General features: G+C 69.6%; 20 protein-coding genes. 8 read left to right on the top strand and 12 right to left on the bottom strand.

The window, feature by feature from the left end; genetic code table 11:
• Positions 1 to 56: 56 nt before the first annotated feature.
• Together cas3 and FF096_RS15590 are read right to left on the bottom strand one after the other, a co-directional pair.
• A complete protein-coding gene (gene cas3, locus FF096_RS15595) occupies positions 57 to 2915 on the bottom strand; it encodes a CRISPR-associated helicase Cas3' (RefSeq protein ID WP_155218765.1) in 2859 nt (952 codons plus the stop codon).
• On the bottom strand, positions 2912 to 3064 hold the full coding sequence (locus FF096_RS15590; protein WP_155218763.1) for a hypothetical protein: 153 nt from the start codon (positions 3062 to 3064) through the stop codon (positions 2912 to 2914). Before FF096_RS15590 ends, cas3 begins: the two co-directional genes overlap by 4 nt.
• A 241-nt stretch (positions 3065 to 3305) precedes the next feature.
• On the opposite strand from FF096_RS15590, the gene FF096_RS15585 reads away from it, so the two are divergent.
• The gene (locus tag FF096_RS15585; protein WP_309223368.1) at positions 3306 to 4259 is read left to right on the top strand and encodes a serine/threonine-protein kinase; all 954 of its coding nucleotides are present in this window, start codon (positions 3306 to 3308) and stop codon (positions 4257 to 4259) included.
• On the opposite strand, the gene FF096_RS15580 is transcribed toward FF096_RS15585, so the two are convergent.
• Both FF096_RS15580 and FF096_RS15575 read right to left on the bottom strand, forming a co-directional pair.
• Complete coding sequence (locus tag FF096_RS15580) at positions 4162 to 4779, bottom strand: hypothetical protein (RefSeq protein WP_230462648.1); 618 nt, start codon at positions 4777 to 4779, stop codon at positions 4162 to 4164. The genes FF096_RS15585 and FF096_RS15580 overlap by 98 nt on opposite strands.
• A gap of 176 nt (positions 4780 to 4955) precedes the next feature.
• A complete protein-coding gene (locus FF096_RS15575) occupies positions 4956 to 5126 on the bottom strand; it encodes a hypothetical protein (protein WP_155218761.1) in 171 nt (56 codons plus the stop codon).
• Between the two features lie 95 nt (positions 5127 to 5221).
• Between FF096_RS15575 and FF096_RS15570 the strand changes: the two genes are divergently transcribed.
• Both FF096_RS15570 and FF096_RS15565 read left to right on the top strand, forming a co-directional pair.
• Entirely contained in the window at positions 5222 to 7315 is a 2094-nt protein-coding gene (locus FF096_RS15570; protein ID WP_309223367.1) for an N-6 DNA methylase, read from the top strand.
• A gap of 255 nt (positions 7316 to 7570) precedes the next feature.
• On the top strand, positions 7571 to 8194 hold the full coding sequence (locus FF096_RS15565) for a hypothetical protein (RefSeq protein ID WP_155218995.1): 624 nt from the start codon (positions 7571 to 7573) through the stop codon (positions 8192 to 8194).
• Positions 8195 to 8272: 78 nt separating this feature from the next.
• Here FF096_RS15565 and FF096_RS15560 read toward each other — a convergent pair whose 3' ends face one another.
• The 3 genes from FF096_RS15560 to FF096_RS15550 all read right to left on the bottom strand — a co-directional run bounded on the left by FF096_RS15560 (position 8273) and on the right by FF096_RS15550 (position 10094).
• Entirely contained in the window at positions 8273 to 8950 is a 678-nt protein-coding gene (locus FF096_RS15560) for a hypothetical protein (RefSeq protein WP_155218759.1), read from the bottom strand.
• Positions 8951 to 8961: 11 nt separating this feature from the next.
• A complete protein-coding gene (locus FF096_RS15555; protein ID WP_155218757.1) occupies positions 8962 to 9522 on the bottom strand; it encodes a hypothetical protein in 561 nt (186 codons plus the stop codon).
• 383 nt (positions 9523 to 9905) lie between these two features.
• Positions 9906 to 10094 carry a hypothetical protein gene (locus FF096_RS15550; RefSeq protein ID WP_196222545.1) on the bottom strand — a complete coding sequence of 63 codons (189 nt, stop codon included), beginning with the start codon at positions 10092 to 10094 and terminating at the stop codon, positions 9906 to 9908.
• Between the two features lie 99 nt (positions 10095 to 10193).
• Here FF096_RS15550 and FF096_RS15545 point away from each other — a divergent pair, with 99 nt between their 5' ends.
• Positions 10194 to 12671, top strand: coding sequence for an ATP-dependent Clp protease ATP-binding subunit (locus tag FF096_RS15545; RefSeq protein ID WP_155218755.1), 2478 nt, complete (start codon positions 10194 to 10196; stop codon positions 12669 to 12671).
• A gap of 40 nt (positions 12672 to 12711) precedes the next feature.
• Here the strand turns inward: FF096_RS15545 and FF096_RS15540 are convergent, their stop codons facing one another.
• From FF096_RS15540 to FF096_RS15525, 4 genes are all read right to left on the bottom strand, one after another.
• Entirely contained in the window at positions 12712 to 13125 is a 414-nt protein-coding gene (locus tag FF096_RS15540) for a DUF2267 domain-containing protein (RefSeq protein ID WP_309223366.1), read from the bottom strand.
• Between the two features lie 504 nt (positions 13126 to 13629).
• Positions 13630 to 14289: a response regulator transcription factor gene (locus FF096_RS15535; RefSeq protein WP_155218753.1), complete on the bottom strand. Its 660-nt coding sequence runs from the start codon at positions 14287 to 14289 to the stop codon at positions 13630 to 13632.
• Positions 14286 to 15443, bottom strand: a complete 1158-nt coding sequence (locus tag FF096_RS15530) for a histidine kinase (RefSeq protein ID WP_309223365.1) — start codon at positions 15441 to 15443, stop codon at positions 14286 to 14288. The genes FF096_RS15535 and FF096_RS15530 overlap by 4 nt, the downstream gene beginning before the upstream one ends.
• Positions 15440 to 16300 (bottom strand): CPBP family intramembrane glutamic endopeptidase, encoded by an 861-nt coding sequence (locus FF096_RS15525; RefSeq protein ID WP_155218751.1) that lies wholly within the window; start codon positions 16298 to 16300, stop codon positions 15440 to 15442. Before FF096_RS15525 ends, FF096_RS15530 begins: the two co-directional genes overlap by 4 nt.
• 755 nt (positions 16301 to 17055) lie before the next feature.
• Here FF096_RS15525 and FF096_RS15520 point away from each other — a divergent pair.
• From FF096_RS15520 to FF096_RS15505, 4 genes are all read left to right on the top strand, one after another.
• The gene (locus FF096_RS15520) at positions 17056 to 18135 is read left to right on the top strand and encodes a serine protease (protein WP_155218749.1); all 1080 of its coding nucleotides are present in this window, start codon (positions 17056 to 17058) and stop codon (positions 18133 to 18135) included.
• 566 nt (positions 18136 to 18701) lie between these two features.
• Entirely contained in the window at positions 18702 to 19289 is a 588-nt protein-coding gene (locus FF096_RS15515) for a copper chaperone PCu(A)C (RefSeq protein WP_155218747.1), read from the top strand.
• Positions 19286 to 20512 (top strand): Dyp-type peroxidase, encoded by a 1227-nt coding sequence (locus FF096_RS15510; protein ID WP_155218745.1) that lies wholly within the window; start codon positions 19286 to 19288, stop codon positions 20510 to 20512. Before FF096_RS15515 ends, FF096_RS15510 begins: the two co-directional genes overlap by 4 nt.
• A gap of 15 nt (positions 20513 to 20527) precedes the next feature.
• The gene (locus FF096_RS15505) at positions 20528 to 21136 is read left to right on the top strand and encodes a copper resistance CopC family protein (protein ID WP_155218743.1); all 609 of its coding nucleotides are present in this window, start codon (positions 20528 to 20530) and stop codon (positions 21134 to 21136) included.
• 119 nt (positions 21137 to 21255) lie between these two features.
• On the opposite strand, the gene FF096_RS15500 is transcribed toward FF096_RS15505, so the two are convergent.
• Positions 21256 to 21645, bottom strand: coding sequence for a nuclear transport factor 2 family protein (locus FF096_RS15500; RefSeq protein ID WP_155218741.1), 390 nt, complete (start codon positions 21643 to 21645; stop codon positions 21256 to 21258).
• Positions 21646 to 21721: the final 76 nt, after the last annotated feature.

The following is a 21721-nucleotide window of genomic DNA, read 5'->3' as shown; positions in this document are numbered from 1 at the left end:
GCCCTTGACGGGGAGGCCACGGACCGTCGTCCTCCGGCCAAGGTGGGTGCTCGCGCTCAGGCTCGGTCGTGCCGAGGAGCGCGCGTGGCGCGGACCGCGCGCAACCCTTCGACCGGGTCGTAGTGCAGGTCGAAGCCGGCCACCGAGGCGGTCCCGTCGGGGTTGATGTCGAGCACCAGTTCGCCGGCCAGCCACGGGCTGTCCTGCCAGGCACGCAGATCGTTGCGCTGTTCCAGGTCGGCGACGACGTCGTCGACCACGTCGGCGGCGGTCATCGCTCGTGGCAACGGCAGGCTGCAACGGGCGATCATCCGAGGTAGTGGTCGACGGGGCAGGCTGCTGGTCGGCACGGGTACCCCGCCCCCGTCGATCCACGGGGGAAGGATCAGGCCCTGCGGGGTGCGTACCAGGAGTAGGACGTCGAGGGTTTCGGTGTCACGGACGTGGCCGTGCGCCCTACGCTCGTCGGCGTGGCCGACGCCGCCGGAGAGCCAGCCGATCAGGGGTACGCCCGGTTCGGCGACACCGGCCAGGCGGAAGCTGTCGGCCTTCGACTCCTTGGTGGCGATCTCGTCGCGTTGTCTGGCCTCCGCGTCGATCATGGCGGGCTGCCAGGACTCAGGGCCGACCGGCGTGTCGCCGTAGGCGGTCTGGGTGATCGTCGCGATGTCGTCAGGTAGCCGCAACGGTTTGCCGTCCAGGTAGGGCAGGAGCACGGCGGCGCTGCGCAGCAGGGTGGCCGGCTGGTAGACGCGTCGTGATCCATTGACCGGCTGGGGTGGTTCGACGCTCCAGTCGGCGCCGGTGATCCAGCAGGTCGGCGTCGCGTGCCGGGCGGGTCGGTCGGCGCGCGGGTGGCGGTGCAGCCGCCCGACGCGTTGCAGCACCAGGTCGACCGGGGCGAGGTCGGTGACGAGCAGGTCGAAGTCGATGTCGAGGGACTGCTCGGCGACCTGACTGGCCACCACGATGTGCCGGTGGGGGCGGTCGCCGCTGCCCGGTGGGCCGAAGGTGTCGCGTAGCCAGCGGTCCTTGGCGGCCCGGTCGACGGCCATGAAGCGGGAGTGCGCCACCGACACGGGTGTGTCCGATCCGAGGGCTGCGCGGAGCGCGGCGGCGGTCTCCTGGACCCGGGCCACGGTGTTGCGGACGACGAGGGCGCAGCCACCGTCGGCGAGCCGGTCGCGGAGCAGGTCCACCAGTGCGGGCAGATCGTCGGGGAGCCGCCGCAGCGCCACGTCGCTGCTCCGTCCGGAGTCGCCGCAGCTCGTCGCGGTGGCACCGCGCTGCTCGTTGGAGACGGTCACCAGGGGGTAGCGCAGATCGGTGCGCAGGGGTGCGTACGGGTCGATGCGTGGTTTGCCCGGGTCGCGCCAGGTCAGCGTCGGGGGTGGGCCGAGGCGGCCGTCGTCGTACGCCTTCATCAGCTCGGCGCGTCGGTGTGCCGGCAGCGTCGCGGAGAGCACGACCACCGGTACGCCGTACGCGCCGAGCCATTCCAGCGCCCGGTCGAGGAAGCGGCCCATGTAGACGTCGTAGGCGTGTGCCTCGTCGATGACGACGACCTTGCCGGCCAGTCCGAGGTGACGCAGCACCAGGTGCTCGCTGCGCAGCGCGGCGAGCAACAGTTGGTCGATGGTGCCGACGACGAAACTGGACAGCATGGTCCGCTTGGCGCCGGCGAGCCAGCGGTGCACGCCGATGTCGGCACCCCTGGTGTCCTCGCCGATGCCGCTGGGCAGCAGGGTCGTCCGCAGGTCGTCGTAGTCGGGATTGAGGGCGGCTTTGCCGTGGACCAGCCGCACGTCACGGTCGCCCCAGCCGACCTGGGTGTCGGGCAGCCGGCGCAGCCAGGACAGCATCCGGCCGAACATGGCGTCGCTGGTGGCCCGGGTGGGCAGGGCGAGATAGCAACCGGCGGCTCCGGTGCGGCGGGCGAGGATCTCCACCGCCGCGAGAGCGGCCTCGGTCTTGCCGTCTCCCATCGCCGCCTCGACGATCATCATCCCCGGTGTGGGCATGGCCTCGGCCAGATCGGCGACGGTCCGCTGCACCGGACGTGGTGCCGCCCCCACAGGCAACGCGAACCGCGCCGCGAACAGCTTGTCCACGCTGGTCGGTGCGGCGGCGGGTCGCCAGGGCACCGGCAGGTCCACCAACTCCCACCCGGCACGCAGCCGATCGGCGTCGTTGCCGATGATCAGGTACGGGAAGTACTCCTCGTTGCTGGCGATCCAGTCGGCGACGGTCACCAGCCCGGTCAGCATCGCCTGCACCGGCTGCGACAGCGCCACTCCGCTCCAGTCGGCGAGCCGGTAACCGGCACCCGACCGGTGCGCCATCCAGGTCAGCAGTTCGTGTTGGACGGACCGCCACGTGTCGCCGCCGAGCAGGTGGGGGCGCATCCGCAGCTCGCGCAGGCCCATGTCGGTCGGCGGCACGCCGTGGTGCCCGCCGACGACCACGGCGTACGGGTGCGGGTCCGCCCAGTCCTGCTCGTGCAGCCAGTCGGCCACCAGCACGTGCCCGGCGGTGGCGTGCGGCGCGTACCTGCGGTCGGCGCTGATCAGATCCCGCTGGTAGCCGAGGCCGTGGTCACGCATCCGCTCCGCGAGGTTGTACGCCTGACAGGCGAAAGCCGGGGTGGCCTTACCGATGTCGTGGATACCGGCGAGCCAGACGAGCAGAGTGCGAGCGTCTGCCTCACCACCGGGCAGTTCGTCGGCGACACGGTGCCGCGCCGCACGACCCAGCCAGTGATCCCACAACTGTCCGGCCACATCGGCCGTGTCCGCCAGGTGCCGCCACAGCGGCAACCAACCCACCGGAGAGGTGCCCAGCCGGTCGGTCTTGCCCCAGACCGTGCGTGCCGCCGCGCCCAGCGGTGGGGCGTCGAGGCTCGCCCGGGCGGTCATCGGGCCACCGGCAGCAGCGGGCTCGGTGCGCCGCTGTGGTGCAGGTCCTCATCCACGCCGAGCCGCGCCTGGTCGACGGCGTGCTGCATCCGGCGTTGCAGCCGGGCGTGAGCGGGCAGGAAGCCTTGACCGATAGCCAACTCAGCCATACGTCCCCCGATAATGGGCACCCGGGCCTGCCGGGAGCGAGATGGACGGAACTGTCACACGCCAGACACGACCGGCCGTCTGATTCACGCAGCATGGACACCGCGCCCGCAGTCACCGCGCGGTCACTTCATGATGCATCTTGTGAACCGTGCTTGCAAGCACGTACCTCCGCTCTGTGTTCACCGGCGACCCGGACGGATGTCCCCGATCGCGACCACGTCGGTCGCTATGCTGAGCCGCGTGTTGCCCGGCACAAGCCTCAAAGACCGCTATCGCCTGGCTCGATTCCCCCTGGCGCACAAGGGAATGGGCGAGGTCTGGCCGGCACACGACGCACTGCTGGACCGGCCGGTCATCGTCAAGTTCGTCGCCGTCACGGACCTCGACCTGGTGCGCCGTTTCCGCCGCGAGGCGCTGCTCACCGCCCGTCTCGACCACCCCGGCGTGCCCGCCGTCTACGACCTCGGCGAACACGCCGGCCACCCCTACGCGGTCCTTCAGAAGATCGACGGCATCTCCCTGTCGGACCTGGTCGCCGAACACGGTCCACTCCCGATCGGCTGGGTGGCCGCCATCGGAGCCCAGATCAGCAGTGTCCTGCTCGCGGCACAGCGACTCGGGCTCGTGCACCGCGACATCAAGCCCAGCAACGCCATGCTGGAGTCGAGCGGCTCGGTCAAGGTGCTCGACTTCGGCCTGGCCGTCATTCCCGACGACGACCGCTACTCGCGGATCACCCAGAGCGGGCAGGCCGTCGGCACCTTCGGCTACATGGCACCGGAGCAGATATTCGGTCAACGCACCGATCACCGCGCCGACCTGTACGGGCTGGGCGCCACCCTGTTCGACCTGCTCACCGGCAGCCCACCCTTCGACGGCCTGACCACCATGACCACGGTGCGGCGGCAACTCACCGCGGCACCGCCCCGGCCCGCCACGCTGCGACCCGAGACCCCGGCCACGCTCGACGACCTGGTGCACTCGCTACTGGCGTCCACCCCCGACGACCGGCCGGACAGCGCCGCCGACGTCTACCGCGTCCTGGCGCCCCTGTCGGAAAATTTGCCGCCGATACCCGGTGTGCTGGACGAGTCCGTCACCGCCGTGCAGGCATACGCCGCGATCGTCGGCCGCACGCCACCACAGCACGCGCGCCCACTCCCGCAGCAGCACGCACCAGACGCGGATCACTGAACAATCGGGGCAGCAGCACCGCCTTCTGTTCGGCGAACCGGCGACCCCCGTAGTGGAAGATCTGGGCACAGTTCTGCCCGCGCGTCTCGGTCGTCATCGCGCGCGCCGCCAGCGGTGAGTACATCGTGCTGTGCTTCAACCAGGCCGCTTCCTCGCCGTGCCGGTCGAAACCCCGGCCGCTCGCCGCGTGCCCGAACACATCGTGAACCGCCCGGAACATGTCGTTCTCCCCGTCACTGAGGTAGGGATGAGGGTTGCCGGTGGCCGCGCTCGCCCACACCTTCAGCCGACGTCTGCGCAGGTCATCGACCATCGACTCGACGTCGGCGTACGGGTCCTCGTCGACGATGCGCACGCTCACGCCCAAGCCACCGAACTCCACCCGCCCGACCAGGAGGTGGTACTGCTGAACGGTCTCCCGGCAGAACGCCGCGTAGGCGGCGTAGGCACGTTCGTCGCACCGGGGTGCCGCCACGTACGCATCCGCGATGGCGGCACCGAGGACCGGATCAAGGCGCACTCGCGCGTACGCCTGGGAAGAGTCGATGCCCGCGGTCGCCGGAGCGTAGCGGCGCGCGCCACGGCAGACGTACGCGACCGGCGGGAAGCACGCAGACGCAACGGTTGACGAAGCTGCTTCGCGCAAGGGTGTTCATGGTCCTCCTCAGGTCGACGGAATCGGGTCGGTCGTACGGCTCAGCGCGGAGTCGCTCGCTCCCGCTCCGAGGGCGGGCGCACCTGCTCACGCGCTGCGGTGAGCTGCTCGCGACGGAGCAGCTCACCGAGCATCCGGATCTCGGAGGCGCGACGGGCCTGGCAGAGCTGGGCGAACTTTCCGACCGTGGTGCTGCGGCCACGACGTGGCATGGGGAACCTCCCGATGGGGTGTCGAACCGAACGACCGGAACCATAGCGCCTGTGAAGCGCGTACACAAACACCATTGTCGTGGTAAGGTTCACGAGTGACGACGGAGCCGAGTCTGGTCCCGAACGAGACCACCCTGACCGCCAGCGGTATCGCCCGGCTGGCCAACGTCGGCCGGGCTGCGGTGAGCAACTGGCGACGCCGCTACGCCGACTTCCCGACACCCGTCGGCGGCACCCCCGCAAGCCCGTCCTTCGACGCACGGGAGGTGGAAAGCTGGCTGCGTCGGCACGGTCGGCTACACCGGGCCAGCACCGACGAATGGGCCTGGCGACACATCGAGAGCTACCAACCAGCGGCACACATCAGCGACGTGCTCGGCATCGCCGGCGCGCTGCTCGTCGTCCGCGCCAGTCAGACCCAGGCCACCGACGCCGACCTGCCGACACCGCGACAGCTCGTCACCCGGCTGCGCGCACTCGACCGCGCTCTGGCCACAATGGTCGACCCGCTGCTGCCGAAACAGTGGACCGCACAACTCGACACCCTGTTGCGCGTTGTGGACCAACTCGGCACGGAGCAGGGCCCCGAAACGGCCTTCGAGTACCTGCACCACCGCTACGCTTCCTCAGCCCACTCCATGTCCGGCCTGGCCGGGACACCGGACGCCGTCGCCGAGGTGATGCTGGCCCTCGCCGGGCAGGGAACCCACACCTTCGACTTCACCAGCGGCACCGGGTCGATCCTACGAATGGCCGCCGACCAGGCCCTGGCACGCGGCACCGCCACCCGCTGCTACGCCCAGGAGATCAACCCGCAGTACGCCCTCATCACCATGCTGCGACTGTGGCTGCTGCACGTACGCGCCCGACGCGGCGCGCCCGACGCCGCACCCCCTGTCGTGCACGTCGGCGACAGCCTGCTCGCCGACGCACTACCCGACCTGCGGGCCGACGTCGTCGTAGCGAACTTCCCGTTCGGCATCCACGAATGGGGCCACGACCAACTCGCCTACGACCCCCGCTGGACCTACGGCCTGCCCCCACGCACCGAACCCGAACTCGCCTGGGTCCAGCACGCCCTCGCCCACCTGGCACCCGGCGGCACCGCCGTCGTACTCATGCCACCGGCCGCCGCGTCCCGACCCGCCGGCCGCCGCGTCCGCGCCGAACTGATCCGACGAGGCGCCCTACGGGCCGTCGTCGCCCTCCCCGCCGGCCTGATGCCACCCACCGGCATCGGACTACACGTCTGGGTACTCACCCAACCCGACCCGCACCAGCCACCGGCAGGCGACCTCCTCATGGTCGACACCACCGCCGCACCCGACCGGCCACTCACCGACACCGTGGCCAGCGCGTGGAGCGCCTACCGATCACCCGCGTACGCCGAACTGCCCGGCGTCCACCGGGCGGTGCCCGTCATCGACATCCTCGACGACCACGTCGACCTCACCCCGCAACGCCACCTCCCCCAGACCCACGGCTCCGCCACCGATCCAGCACAGGTCATCACCCGGATCGACGAGTTCGACCGACTGCTCGACCAACTGCGACACAACCTGCCAGCGGTAGCACCGGCACCGGACACACCCCTACGCGACGCCCCGCACGCCGACATCGCCGACCTCATCCGCTCCGGCAGCATCACCGTGCACCGCGCCCCCAACCGCAGCCGATCAACAGGCACCACCGCCACCACCGTCGTCCTGACCGCCGCCGACATCCTCTCCGGCAGCCCGGCCACCGGCACCACAACCCGCACCACCGACGACGAGCCAGGACCCGACGTACGCCCCGACGACATCCTCGTCCCCGTCATCGGCCACAAGATCAGCGCCCGAGTGGCCACCCCAGAACAGATCGGCGCCGAACTCGGACCCGGCACCCAACTCATCCGCGTCGACACCACCCGCTTCGACCCGTGGTTCATCGCCGGCGTCATCTCCCACACCGACAACCTGCGCATCGCCGGCCGCGCCTCCAGCACCGGAAACGGCGCGATGCGCATCGACATCCGGCGGCTGTCCATCCCGGTCCTGGCACTCGAACAGCAGCACACGTACGGCGAAGCCTTCCGCCGACTCGCCGAGTTCCGCACCACCCTGGAGCGAGCATCAGCGACCGGAGCCACACTCGCCCGTGAGATCAACGACGCCCTGACATCAGGCGTTCTCGGGCTCACCCACTGAGCGCACCGAGGTCTCGTCCGGGGCGGGCAGCACGCCGTTCGGTGCGGCTTGTCCTCCGGGCGCTGGGCTCCGCCCGTCGACGGGACCAGAGCCGCGCGGTCGGGCTGTGGTCCCGCCGCGCCGCCACCGTGCGTACCCGTCGATCAGCCGGACCCTCAGCGCCAGGTTCTCCGGCCGCGCGGCCGAGCGCGGGCCGGTACCGGAAAGGCACCTGACGGGTCCGGGAAACGTCGGTTGAATGACGTGGTGATCACGATGCAGGCGGTCGTCGAGGTGCCGATGCTCGACAGCAGGGTGCCATGGCCGGTGGAGCCGTTGACACCCGGCTCCTGGCTGGTGCTCGACGCCGATTGTCCCGACGAGCGGATCGGTCTGTTCGTGGCGGCTCTGGCAAGTGGGATCGAGGTGGCGTCTCCTGGCGGCCACAAAGAGGTCGCGGACGCGCTGCTGGCCGAGGAACTCCTCATCGTTGCTGGTGGTGTGCGGGTGTGCGACGCCAGGACCGGGACGAACGTCGTGCCGGGTTGTTGCAGTGGGCTGGAGGACTGGCGGGACTGGGCACAGGCACTCGCCGGTGGTTCACCGTGGCTGGGACATGACCCGGCTCCGGAGGTTGAGGTGCTCGGTGAGGATCTGCGGGTGTGGCAGGACAGTGGCCCGAATCGTCGTCGCGGCCCCTGGGCAGATCACCACATCGACTTTCCGCGCCGTGCGCTCGCGCCACTGTTGATGCGCGTACAGCGGGATCTGGTCGGCTTCCTGAACGCACTCGCCGGATGGGCCGCACGGTCCGGACTGGGCCGGCGAGGAACGGCGCTGGTGAACGCCGTGGATCGGAGCTTCGCCGTCACGGCACCGCTCGACGTGCCGACAGGCTAGCGCCGACGCCGCAGAAGGTGAACGCGCTCGACGACACCTCTCCGACAGCGAACGGGGCGTGAGATGGTCGCCCCAGGATCAGCCGATAAAGTCAGCGACGTACGCCACTAGCGACATGGCGCTCGACCCGCTGCCGCCGACCGTAATCCAGCCGGCATCTCCGGCCTCGTCAACCGGACCACGCTGTCCGGGCGGATACGCGACGACCCGCAACGGATGCTCGAAGTGCACCGTCAGGAAGCGCCACGCCGCCCTGTTCAGCTCTGGCTGCCGGGAATTGGCCACCTCACCCGGGTCGCCCCCATGAAACAGCAACGGGGCACCCACGCGATCCCGCAACACCCGGCCGAGGGCCAGCCGCTCAGGGCAGCGCTCGCAGGTCAGAAATCCCTCGTCGGAGGCATCGAAACCGGCGGACCATAGCTCCGCGAACCCATCCTCCGGCCAGCCAGCAAGGTAGGCAGGAAGGGAAATGTCCAGGTCGCCGTCCGCGTCGAGCATCGCCGGCAGCACACCGCTCTCCATCTGGCGGTGCAGTTCGGGATCCCAGTCGTGGGCCACCCGCAGCTGGTGGCCGAGATGGTCGACAAGCAGTTTCCACAACGCGCTGGACACCAGCCGGGACTGCGAGAAGACCGGCTGACCTGGATTGCCGGCGTACCTGATCACGGGGCCGCCGGGCTGCTCACGCAACGGCTTGCCGAGTCCCCAGCAGATCCGGTTGCACGAGCAGTAGAGAAACGCCGATGCCCCCACCTGTCCCCTCTCTAACCGGGTACGCCCATTCCACGAGCCCCCAGCATCCACAACCCTGACGGTCGGCCATCGGGCGTGTGGAAGGCAACGTACACGTCCGCGTACCTCGCCAAGCGGCGATCGTCGCGATTTTTGGCCCAGAACGCCTCCATCAGCCGTTGTGGGTCCGTCCCCCTGGGTACCTGCACATACAGCTCACCCCGATAGTCCAACTTCTTCGCGTAGTCCTCGAACTGCCGCGCGAACGTGGTCGGCGTTCCGCTGAAGGTCTTGACCTCTCGCCGGTACACCTCCCGCCCGCTAGCGTCCCGAAAGGAAACGTCGGGTGGGGGCTTGTTGGCACCGGCCAGCCTCGGCGTCGAACCGGATGGCCCATACAATGCCCGCTCCGCGTTCACTTCGGTGAGCACAAAGTCCTTGTGCTGGGCGTGCTCCCTCATCAACAGGCCGATCGACTTCCGAGCCGCTGATGCGTCGAGGTTAAGTTCCCCGCCGCACCCCTTACAGGCGGCACGGGCCAGGCGAATGTTGTTGGACAGGATTTCGTGCGGCTGCCGCAGGGGTTCCGCCACCGAGGATGTGCTCTCCGACGACGGCGAGCCCGAACTCGTGCCGGAGGTGGGCGGAGAGGTATCGCCCGGTTCCGTTGGCGCTGTTGTGCCACACGCCGCCACCGCGAACAGGGCCAAGCCGACCACGACCCGAGCGACACCGAGAGCAGTTCGGTCGAGGGGATCCATGCGGGGACCATCGGTAGTGGCACGCTTTGTCGCCGCCCCGTGACGCTGAGGCTCCGCCGTGGTCCGCTACGAGGACCAACCGGGGCGAGGCACGGGAACGTAAACGGCGGTACGCGGAGAGCGGTGAGAAAGCGCGCTCGCTGGACAGTGATACCAGCGTGAGCACCGCCAGCCTGGTGACGGCCAGGAAAACCATTCGCTGTGGTGTCACATCCTCAGTGGCCGCCAGGGCGGCACCAGCGGCCGGAGATGTCCAGCGCGTCCGGGTCGGGGAAGGCGGCCGGATCCCGGTTGCTGGCGGCGGCGGGCAGGTAGACCGCGTCGCCGACGCGCAGGACGCGGCCGGCGATGGGCTCGCGACCACCCGCTGGATCTCGTCGGCGAGCCCGAGCCACCCTCCCCACGGACCCACGAATCGCAAAAGCCACCTTCGCCGGACAAAAAGTGCGTAGCGTTCAGATGGGCCTGTGCCGAGGACCACCCAGCCGACAGAAAGGTATGAGATGTCGCTCGACGCGTTCCGCATCCCTGGCGGCTCCTTGGATGACCTGATGAGTCGGTTCTTCGGAGGCGACCCGTTCGCGGGACGCCCGGTGGAGCGGGTCGACCTGTCCCGGTTGCTCTCCACCGAATCGCGGCAACTCCTGCAACGGGCAGCCGAGCAGGCCACGCAGTGGGGCAGTCCGTACCTCAACGTCGAACACCTGCTGTGGGCCGCCACCCAGTCCGACCCCACCCGCCGGATCCTCGACGCGAGCGGCGCGGACCCGGACGACCTGGCCCGCCAGATTGAGTCGGCCGTCCCCAGGGACAGGCCACGCGAGGACACCCCACCACTCGCACCGGCGGCGAAGCGCGCCCTGCTCGACGCGCACCGCGAGTCGCGACGGTCCGGCGCGACGTACATCGGCCCCGAACACATCCTGCTCGGCATCGCCGCGAACCCGGAGACGACCGCAGGCCGGGCGTTGCGGGCGCTCGGTGGAGCCGCCACCGGGCCCACGCCGCCGGCCGGCGGTGCCGGCGGGCGCGGGGCCAGCAGCACCCCCACCCTTGACCAGTACGGACGGGACCTCACCGAGGATGCCCGGGCCGGTCGGCTCGATCCGGTCGTCGGGCGTGACGACGAGATCGACGACACGATCGAAGTGCTCTCCCGGCGTACGAAGAACAACCCGGTGCTCACCGGTGAGCCGGGGGTCGGAAAGACGGCGATCGTCGAGGGCATCGCACAGCGCATCGTCAACGACGAGGTACCCGAAACCCTGGCCGACCGGCGCGTGGTCGCACTCGACCTGTCCGGGATGGTGGCGGGTACCAAGTACCGCGGCGAGTTCGAAGAACGACTGAAGAATGTGATCCAGGAGGTCACGGCCGCCGAGGACGGGCTGATCCTCTTCATCGACGAACTACACACCGTTGTCGGCGCGGGCGGCGGTGGCGAGGGGGCGATGGATGCCGGCAACATGCTCAAGCCCGCCCTGGCCCGCGGCGAACTGCACGTGGTCGGTGCGACGACCCTGAACGAGTACCGTCGCTACATCGAGAAGGACCCTGCGTTGGAGCGCCGGTTCCAGCCGATCCTGGTGTCGGAGCCGAGCGTGGAGGACACCGTCGCAATCCTCAAGGGTGTCCGTGACCGGTACGAGGCGCACCATCAGGTGCGCTACACGGACGAAGCGCTGGACGCCGCAGCTGAACTGTCCCACCGCTACGTCACCGACCGGTTTCTGCCGGACAAGGCCATCGACCTGCTCGACCAGGCAGGAGCGCGGGTCCGGTTGCGTTCCCGCACCCCGGCTCCGGACAAGAAAGAGATCGAGAAGCGGCTGTCCCAGCTGCGCCGGGAGAAGGACAGCGCGGTGGCGAACGAGGACTATCAGCGCGCGGGTGCGCTGAAAGCCGAGATCGATGCGGCCGAGCGGGACCTGGCGGCGGCGCAGGAGGGCCCACCTCCGGTGCCCGAGGTGCAGATGGGTGATATCGCCGAGGTGGTCAGCCGCCGTACCGGTGTTCCCGTCACCCAGCTCACCGAGGTGGAGAAGCAGAGGTTGCGGCGCATCGAGGAGCTACTGCACGAGCGCGTGGTCGGCCAGCACGAGGCCGTACGGGCTGTGGCAGCCGCCGTACGCCGATCGCGTTCCGGGCTGAGTGACCCCCAGCGACCCGACGGGTCGTTTCTCTTCCTCGGACCCACCGGCGTCGGCAAGACCGAACTGGCCCGGTCCCTCGCCGCGGCGCTCTTCGGCGACGAGTCCAGCATGATCCGCTTCGACATGAGCGAGTTCCAGGAGCGGCACACGGTCAGCCGGCTGGTCGGAGCGCCCCCGGGCTACGTCGGATACGAGGAGGCCGGTCAGCTCACCGAGGCGGTTCGCCGTCGGCCGTACTCGGTGCTGCTCTTCGACGAGGTGGAGAAGGCGCATGCGGACGTGTTCAACACGCTGCTGCAGGTGCTCGACGACGGTCTTCTCACCGACGCGCAGGGACGCACGGTCGATTTCAGCAACACCATTCTGATCATGACGAGCAACATCGGCGCGGACCGCATCCTGGCCGCGCAGACGGCCGGGCGTCCCGTCAGCGACCAGCGCGAGGAACTGATGGAGCTGCTGGGGCAGCGCTTCCGGCCGGAGTTCCTCAACCGGATCGACGAGATCATCATCTTCACCGGCCTGGACCGGGACCAGCTCCTCGAGATCACCGGCCTGCTGCTGGATCGCACCCGCCGTCGGTTGCACGCACAGGACATCAACCTTGAGGTCAGCCCGGACGCCACGCAGTGGCTGGCCAACCGGGGCTACCAGCCCGAGTACGGGGCGCGGCCACTGCGGCGCAGCATTCAACGTGAGCTGGAAGACCGGCTGTCGACCCTGCTGCTCGAGGACGGAGCGAATCCGGGCGACACCATCGAGGTCAATGTCGTCGGCGGCGAACTCGACCTCTCGGTCCGGCCCGCCGCCGTACCGGCCGGCACGTGACGCCGGCCCTCCGTCGTCAGTGACGGCGAGCCGGCTCGCGTCACGGCCAGGGAGTCGGCTCGTGCCACCGACAGAGGCCGCCCGCCGGATGAAACAACTGCCGAATGTCCTTTGACAGCTCGGACTCCAGATCCCCGAATTCGTCCGCACTCACTGCCTCGCGCAGGGTCATCAACACCGCGTGAGCACCTTCAGCAGCCCGCCGGTCATCCAGTCCAGCTCGCGTCTGCACCTCATTCAGGAACTCCACCAGATCGAACTGTTCGGCGAACTCCACTCCCTTGTGCAGATACCCTCGATACTCCTCGGGAAGTTGCGCGGCCAGATCCCGGGCCTCGCCGCCACTGAGCCGTTCCGCCAGCGTCGTCAGCGTGGCTCGGATGATGTTCGCCGCCTCCGTCGGTGGCAGTCCCGCCCGCTCCTTCACGGCTTCGAGGAACTCGGCGTAGTTCACCGCTTCTCCTTCCCGACCCAGTTGAGGCTGTGTGGCACGAAACGGCCGCCACCCGGGCCGGCACCGGTCATGGTCGGCGCGGGGCGACGGCCGGACCCCGGCCCGCTGGCCCTCCGGCAGCTGCACCACCGCGTCCTCGAACTCGTCGTGCCCGACCACACGGTCGGCCAGGTCCGCCGCCTCCCGCCGCTGATCCGCTCCGTGCGGGTACGCAGGGGTGGCCACGGTCAGGAATCGCGCCGGGTCCGGAGTGACGCCTGCCCGTGCCGCTTATTTCTCGAAGAACCTCAGCTCAGCCATGCCCCCGCCCGCCCCGTCCCGGACAGCCCTGGCTACCCCCGACTACCTGGCACAAACAAGTAGTGGCGCCCTCCGCTCGACGTTCTTCGGCAGCGCAGCCGCGCCGTCGGGCCCAGCGGAGGACCGCCGGACCCGACCGGGACAGGAGGATCGCATCGCGTCCGATTGACGGTTTCGGTACGGCATGGCCTGATCAAACACCTTTCAGGTGACCAGGCCATGGCGGTACGCGTACACCACCGCCTGCACCCGGTCACGCAGGTCGAGCTTGGTGAGGATGCGGGACACGTACGTCTTGACCGTCTCCTGGCTGATCACCAGCGCCGCGGCGATCTCACTGTTGGACAGGCCCTCCGCGATGAGCCGAAGCACCTCCAGTTCCCGCCGGGTCAGCACGCCGTCGTCCCGGTTCTCCTCGGCCGGGCGAATGCGGGCCGCATACTGGCCCACCAGCTGCCGGGTCACCTCCGGGGCCAGCAGCGCGGCGCCCGTCGTGACCGTGCGGATGCCGTTGAGCAGCTGCTCCGGCGGAGCGTCCTTGAGCAGGAAGCCGCTGGCACCGGCGCGCAACGCCTCGTACACGTACTCGTCGAGGTTGAACGTCGTCACCACCAGCACCTTGACCGGCTCGGCGACCCCGACGCCGGCCAGCAGGCGGGTCGCCTCGATGCCGTCGAGCACCGGCATCCGCACGTCCATCACCACCACGTCCGGCCGCAGCCGGGTGGCCAGGTCGACCGCCGCCCGCCCGTCGCCGCACTCCCCGACGATCTCCATGTCAGGCTGCGCGTCGATGATCGTCGCGAAGCCGGCACGGATCAGCGCCTGGTCGTCACAGACCAGCACCCGGATCGGCGCGGTCATGACGGCTTCCGGGCTGGGATCCGGGCCCGTACGAGGAAACCGCCGCCGACCCGCGCGCCCGCGCTGAAGTCTCCACCGAGGACGGTGATCCGCTCGCGGAGCCCGGCGAGGCCGCGCCCGCTGCCGCCTGGGGACGCGCCACCGGATCCGGAGCCGTCGGTGCTGATCTCCACGGTTGTCTGCTCCTCCGCGTGATGAACGTGAACCCTGGTCCGGCTGCCGTACGCGTACTTCAGCGCGTTCGTCAGCGCCTCCTGCACCACCCGGTACACCGCCACCTCGACGCTGCCGGTGGCCGCCGACGGCGTGCCCTCCCGGACGAACTCGACCGGTTGACCGGCCTGCCGGGACTGGTCGACGAGGGCGTCCAGGTCACCGACGGCGGGCGTACGCGGATCCTCTGTGCTGTGGTCCGGGTTGAGCAGGTCGAGCAACTGCCGCAGGTCGCCGACGGCACGGCGGCCGGTGCCGGTGATCGCGGTCAAGGCCTGGTCCAGCTTCTCCGGCGCGCCGGTCAGGTAGCGTGCCGCCTCGGCCTGCACGACCATCGCCGTCACGTGGTGCGTGACGACGTCGTGCAGTTCCCGGGCGATGCGCGTACGCTCCGCCGCACGGGTGGCCTGCTCGACCTGGCGGCGGCGTTCCGCCTCGGCAGCGCGGGTCTGGCGCAGCCACGCCCCGATGCCCCACGCGAGCACCAGCAGCAGGTAGAAGGTCGCGAACCCGGCGACGCCCTCACCCGAGCCGAGCCGGTCGAGGGCGATCGCCAGGAGCACGTACGCCGCCGAGGCGAGACCCGCGACGACCCAGCGGCGCCGTTCCAGATAGGCGCCGGCGCTGACGAGCGCGATGACCAATCCCGTACCCGCGATGGTGTGGTAGCTGCGGAGCTGGTCGATCGCGAAGCCGAGCGACACCAGCGCGAGGCAGACGGCCGGCCAGCGACGGCGTACGGCCAGCGGCAGGCACTCCAGGGCCACGACGCCGACGGTCCACGCGTCGTACGGGCGGTCCGGGAGGTCACCGAGCTGCGTACCCTGCCGTTGCAGGGCCGGGACCGCCACCGCGAGGGCCAGCGCCACTGCGAACGGGAGATCCCGGATCGTGGTCGGCCACTGCCGCCACAGATCCGGGAGCCTCCGGAGCTTGATCACCGGGTGACCGTAACGGTTGCCGGGGCCTGCGCCGTACGACGGCCCGGGGCCTGCGCCGTACGACGGCGGCGCGGGACGATGTGCCCGCGGCGCTTGGCCAGCCACAGGAACACCACGGTCAGCACCACACCGGCCAGCACCGCGTACAGGCTGCCCTCCGGTCCGAAAGCGCCGCCGCTCAGCGCGACCGGCCCGGACGTCGAGGCGTCGAGCAGCCCCTTCGACTCGCCGTTACCCGAGACCACGACGCTGAAGATGCCGCCGGCGGCGAAGTTCCAGCCGAAGTGCAGACCGATCGGGACCCACAGGTTCCGGGTGGCGGCGTAGCAGGCGGCCAGCATGAACCCGGCCTCGATCGCGATGGCGGTCGCCCCCCACAGGGAGGCGTCCGGGTTCACCAGGTGCATCGCGCCGAACACCACGCCGGTCAGGGCGAGGGCGATCCAGGTGCCCGTACGCTCCTCGACGATCCGGAACAGGACGCCCCGGAACAACAACTCCTCGGTGACGGCGGCGGCCGCCATGACCCCGAGCAGACCCAGCGCTCCGGTCGGCGAGCCCCAGCCCTCGACGTGGTAACCGCCGACGAACGCGATGTTGGCGATGACGGCCGCGAACATGGCCAAACCGATGAGCGAGCCACGGCCCAGCTTCCCGCCCCGGCCGTCCTGGGCGAGTTCGGTCGGCTCCCGGCGCTCGGTACGCCGCACGACCCACCGGTAGACGACCACACTCAGCACGGCCGTCAGGACGCCGATCACCAGGGTGAGGAGGAAGTTGCCCTCGACTGCGGCGATGCACTGGCTGCCGACCAGGGCGACGGCGGCAACGGCGAGGAACTGTTTGACCAGACGCATGACGACTCCTTCGCAGACCACGACCGGAGTGCCGCGGACACGAGAAACCTATGAATCTCCGCCGCCGCGGTCGTCACCGTGCGGTGGACATTCGCGGGTAGCTCGCTCGGGGGACGAGACCCCTCCGGCGTCCGGTCACCGACCGGACACGGCGGACCGTTCCTTCGACATCCTTACCTCGACTCGGCCGAAGGATTTCCGAATCCTGGATTCACGGCGATCGGGATGTTCCCACGGCGCCGATCCCAGCCACAGATAATGGCCGAACTCCACACGGAGCTACCTGGTACGTGGTGAGCCCTCGAAGTAGTTGAGACGAATTAGCAGCGGCTTCGGATGCACCGCAACCGTATCCCTGGCTAGCCGGAACGCGACATCACCAAGCACGGTAGCGGCATTGACGGCGCCGGTTGGAAACGCTACGGACACCGCCATCGCCGCCAACCGGGCACCGTGCGCGCAGACCAGCGTCCGCTGATCGATCGCGAGCGACCAGGGCGGGCGACCCAGTCACGTCTTCCCTCATCCACGCGCCTACCGGCATCAGAGCCACCGGGCGTCGTCACGACAAATTGCCGGGCAGCTTTTCGATCAGTAAACAAATAGACGGGCGCATGTCCACTTCGGGACAACGGCAGTCCAACGGGGTCCGACCTAGTCCAGAATGGCCACACGACCGGTCGTGAGGCATCGAGACTGGATATCGACTGGCGACAATCTTCGGTTTCCCACACGACCCGGAAGAAGGATGTTCGATGAGAGCAAGGACAATCGGTGCTCGGCGCCTGACGTACCCCATCCTGGCCCTGGCCTTGGCCCTGCCGCCGCTGGCAGTCAGCCAGCCTGCGCAGGCGGCCCCGCACGCCGACGGTGACAGCATCCGTCAGGTCAGCACGGCCGTCAGCGCCGAGGCGTGGGCGGCCGGCAGGCAACTGCACGGCGCGCAGGTGACTGCCCACGCGGCGATCGAGGCGTACTGGACGCCCGAGCGGATGCGCAATGCCAAGCCCGTCGAGGAGTCTCCCGCGTACAAGGCCGCGGCGCGGCGCTTCGCCGAGAGTGGAGGGACCTCGTCTGCCGCACCGACCAACCGGTCCAAGCCGGTGAATGTGCCTCCGGTTGCGGGCCTGATGGGCGCCCCGGGCAACTCCACGCAGGCCATCAACCCGAACCTCGGCTCCAACCACCCGACCGCCCGGACCAACGGCAAGGTCTTCTTCAACATGGACGGCGGATCGTGGGTCTGCTCCGGCTCGGTCATCAACTCGGTCGGCTACAACACCGTGTGGACGGCCGGTCACTGCATCCACGGCGGGCCCGGCAGCAGTCTCGCCACCAACTGGTCGTTCGTCCCGGCGTACGACGATGACCTGGCCAACCCTCGGCCGCACGGCACCTGGACGGCCCGCGAGCTGTGGACCTGGAGCAGTTGGATCGACAGCTCCAACTGGGAGGCCGACATGGCCGTGGCCATCATGAACACCCGCAACGGCGCCCACATCGTGAACCAGTTCGGCGGCCACGGTTTCCGTACGCACCAGGGCTTCACGGTCGGCATCAACAACTTCGGCTACCCGAGCGACGCGCCGTTCGACGGCGGCAACCTGATGAGGTGCAGCGGCAACTCGACCAAGTCCGGGGCGCGGATCCGCATCAACTGCGACCTGACCGCAGGCGCCAGCGGCGGCCCATGGTTGATCAACTGGGATGGGAACTGGGGCTACCTCAACGGGGTCAACAGCACGCTCAACTCGTACGCGGCACCGACCTTGTGGTGGTCACCCTACTTCGACGACACCGCGTCGGACTTGTACACCTTCACCGCCCCTCGCTGACCGATCTCCCGCGACAGATACCTCGTCCCGGTAGTGCGCCCTTGACACCAGCGGGCCGTCTCCAATGGCAAACGACCGAGCGTCTGGTCGCCATTGGGGTCGGCCCGCGTCGCGCGACTCACGCCGGTCGACGCCGCGCTCGGCACGGCTCGTCGAACTGGCCACCTGGTGCGTGGGTTCAGGTGCCCGCCACTGCGGCAGCAGACGGTTCACCTCCGCCTCCGCCAGGTGTGCGTGCCCGGATCTTCATCCGGTGACGGCAGCCGGGCGGGCGGTACGGGAGACGGAGCCGGAGTTCCGGTGGTCCCGGCCGCCTGTTCGTGTGCCCGGTTCAGAATCGCCTCCGCCTCCCGTCGGGCGGCGGTCACGATCCCCTCGGCCTCGAGCCGCGCCTCCGCCTAGCGGCTGGCGGAGGAGGAACTGCCAGTACCCCGGCTCGGCCCACCATCGCGGGGACGCGGCTGCCTGATCCTTCCGGCGTGACCACGAATACCGCACCGGGAGGGAACTTCCGACTCCACCGGCCCGACGACTACTTCGACACCAACCTACTGAGGGATTTCGTCATGCCCAGCACCAGAACTCGCCGGCTCGCCCGCCCGGCGTCCCTGATCAGCGCCGTCGTCCTGGCCGGGTCCATCTCCGGCTGCGGGTCGTCGGACGACTCCTCGGCCGCCGGGTCGCCCCCGTCACCAACCGTCTCGGCTCCGACGGGCACGTCCGCCGGAGTGCTGGGTATCCGTGACCCGTGGGTGAAGGCCGCGGACAACGGCATGACCGCGGCGTTCGGCACATTCGTCAACGACGGCGACGCCGATGTGACGATCGCGTCGGCGGCGACCGAGGTGTCACCGATGGAGCTGCACGAGATGGCCATGCAGGACGGCAAGATGGTCATGCAGGCCAAGCCGGGCGGCATCGTGATCAAGGCCAACAGCAGCCACGTGCTGGAGCCCGGCGGCGACCACCTGATGCTGATGGATCTCAAGCAGCCGGTGAGGGCCGGCGACGAGGTGACCTTCACCCTGACCTTCGGCGACGGCCGCACCCAGACGTTCACCGCCGTGGCGAAGCCGTTCACCGGCGCTCAGGAGAGCTACGCCCCGGGACACGGCACGCCGGAGACGCCCGCGAGCCCCAGCCCGGCGTCATGACCGGTCCGTCCAACCGACCGGTGAGCAGGCGGGGTCTGCTCACCGGGGGTGCCCTGGCCGCCGGGGGCGCGCTCGCCGGTGCTGCCGCCGTCACCGCCGCCCGGTCCACCAACCCCGAGGTACGTCCCGCCGACACGGTGCCGGTGGCGCAGGTCGGCACCGCGGTGGAGCCGTTCCACGGAGCCAGGCAGGCCGGTGTCACCACCGAACCACAGGCGCACGCGGCCTTCGTCACGTTCACCCTGAAGCCAGGAACCGACCGGGCCGCGCTCGGGCGGATGCTGCGGCTGCTCTCCGACGACGCCGCTCGCCTCACTCAGGGCCGGCCCGCCCTCGCCGACACCGAACCCGAACTCGGTCTGCTGCCTGCCCGGCTGACCGTCACCTTCGGCTTCGGCCCCGGCCTCTACCGCGCCGCCGGGCTCGACGACCGGCGACCACCGTCGGTGGCCGACCTGCCGTCCTTCCGCATCGACCGGCTCCAGCCCCACTGGTCCGGTGGGGACCTGCTGCTCCAGATCTGCGCCGACGACCCGCTCACCGTCGCTCACGCCCAACGGGTGCTGGTCAAGGACAGCCGCCCCTTCGCCACCGTCGCATGGGTGCAGCAGGGCTTCCGCCGAGCCGCCGGCGCCGAACCCGGCCGTACCCAACGGAACCTGTTCGGCCAGCTCGACGGCACCGCCAACCCGAAGCCCGGCGGACCGATGGAGACGGCGGTATGGATCCACGACGGTCCCGACTGGCTGCGTGACGGCACCACCCTCGTGGTGCGGCGGATCAGCATGAACCTGGAGACGTGGGATCTGCTCGGGCGCACCGATCGAGAGCTGTCCGTCGGCCGCCGCCTCGACACCGGGGCACCGCTCACCGGCACCGCCGAGCACGACGAACCGGACTTCGACGCCCTCGGTCCCGACGGGCTCACCGTCATTCCCGACTTCTCTCACCTGGCCCGGGCCCACGTCACCGACGATCGGCTGAAGCTCCTGCGTCGCTCCTACAACTACGACGGAGCGCCCGCCGCCGATGGCACCGCCGACAGCGGGCTGATCTTCGCGTCGTTCCAGGCCGACATCACGAAGCAGTTCCTGCCCATCCAGCGACGCCTCGCCGAACGGGACCTGCTCAATGAATGGACCACCCCGATCGGCTCGGCTGTCTTCGCGGTCCCGCCCGGCTGCCCGGAGGGCGGCTGGGTCGGCCAACAGCTTCTCGGCTGAGCCGACAGGAGAGACATGCCCACCCATGCCCGCCCGAGCTTCGCCGGCCTACTCGCCGCCACGCTTACCACGGTGACGCTGCTGCTGGTGCCCGCTGTTCCGGCCGCCGCCCACAACACCCTCAAGTCCGCCACCCCGCCGAAGAACGCCCAGCTCACCTCGCTTCCGAAGGAGATCACGCTGGAGTTCATGCAGGAGCTGAACCCCGCGTACACCACCATCACCCTGTCCGACGCCGCGCAGCAGAAGGTGTCCACCAGCGAGCCCGCCGTCACCGGCACCAAAGGCACCATCACCATCGACCAGGTCCTGACCAACGGCACTTACACCGTCGCCTACCGGGTCGTCTCCGCCGACGGGCACCCGGTGCAAGGCTCGTACCAGTTCACCGTCGCCGACCCCACCGCCAGCCCCGACGCAGCCGCGTCAGCCACGACGGCCCCCACGGCCGCGCCGTCCACCACGCCGAGCAGTTCCACTGCGGCCAGCTCCGCCGTTGCGGCCCGCGACACCGACGACGGACCGGGGGCGCCGCTCCTGATCGGTGGCGCGATCCTGGCCGCCATGATCATCGCCGCCGGAACCGTCGTCGTGGCGCGCCGACGGTCCACCCGGGAATCCTGAACACCCCCGGCCGACGCCCGACGACCCCGGCCCGCCCTCCGGGCGCTCATCGGTTGCTGTGGGCGAGGGACCGACGGCAACGCCCTGGTCTCCGCCACGGTGCGGGTGCTTTCGCATGGTCAGTGCTGAGCGGGTTCCCACCACACCAGGTTGGCGGCCACCTGGGCCACCGGCTCGATGATTTCCCATGCCTCGGCTATCAGCCCGTCGTCGATCCGCCAGATGTCGACGACCGCGATTTCCGTTCCTGCGTCGGGAAGCCAGCGCCGCGAGTACATCACGACGTGATCGCCGTCTGCCAGCACCTGATGAATCTCGACCTGCATGTCGGCGAGCGGCACCAGCGCAGCCCGGACGGCGGCGAGCCATTCGGACTTGGTCGATGTGGTTGTACCCGGCCTGTGGTGGACGAAGTCATCACTCAGAAACGGTGCGAGCGCGTCGACGTCACCCGTCTCGATCAGTCCTGCCAGCGCCCGTTGGACGATGCTCTTGTTCTCCATGGTCATGGATGCAGTGTTTCCGTGGCCGTCTCGATTGTCGATGAACTCGGATTTCATGGCGTCCGACTCGACGATGAGTACG

The organism is Micromonospora sp. CP22 (assembly GCF_009712475.1).
Lineage (GTDB): Bacteria > Actinomycetota > Actinomycetes > Mycobacteriales > Micromonosporaceae > Micromonospora.
This window is presented reverse-complemented; position numbering and strand designations above follow the sequence as displayed.

Coding starts and splice junctions, on each gene's coding strand:
- FF096_RS15565 (WP_155218995.1), top strand. CDS start 7,571: ATGCAGGCGGTCGTCGAGGTGCCGATGCTCGACAGCAGGGTGCCATGG.
- FF096_RS15545 (WP_155218755.1), top strand. CDS start 10,194: ATGTCGCTCGACGCGTTCCGCATCCCTGGCGGCTCCTTGGATGACCTG.
- FF096_RS15500 (WP_155218741.1), bottom strand. CDS start 21,645: ATGACCATGGAGAACAAGAGCATCGTCCAACGGGCGCTGGCAGGACTG.
- FF096_RS15520 (WP_155218749.1), top strand. CDS start 17,056: ATGAGAGCAAGGACAATCGGTGCTCGGCGCCTGACGTACCCCATCCTG.
- FF096_RS15575 (WP_155218761.1), bottom strand. CDS start 5,126: ATGCCACGTCGTGGCCGCAGCACCACGGTCGGAAAGTTCGCCCAGCTC.
- FF096_RS15535 (WP_155218753.1), bottom strand. CDS start 14,289: ATGACCGCGCCGATCCGGGTGCTGGTCTGTGACGACCAGGCGCTGATC.
- FF096_RS15590 (WP_155218763.1), bottom strand. CDS start 3,064: ATGGCTGAGTTGGCTATCGGTCAAGGCTTCCTGCCCGCTCACGCCCGG.
- FF096_RS15510 (WP_155218745.1), top strand. CDS start 19,286: ATGACCGGTCCGTCCAACCGACCGGTGAGCAGGCGGGGTCTGCTCACC.
- FF096_RS15505 (WP_155218743.1), top strand. CDS start 20,528: ATGCCCACCCATGCCCGCCCGAGCTTCGCCGGCCTACTCGCCGCCACG.
- FF096_RS15515 (WP_155218747.1), top strand. CDS start 18,702: ATGCCCAGCACCAGAACTCGCCGGCTCGCCCGCCCGGCGTCCCTGATC.
- FF096_RS15525 (WP_155218751.1), bottom strand. CDS start 16,300: ATGCGTCTGGTCAAACAGTTCCTCGCCGTTGCCGCCGTCGCCCTGGTC.
- cas3 (WP_155218765.1), bottom strand. CDS start 2,915: ATGACCGCCCGGGCGAGCCTCGACGCCCCACCGCTGGGCGCGGCGGCA.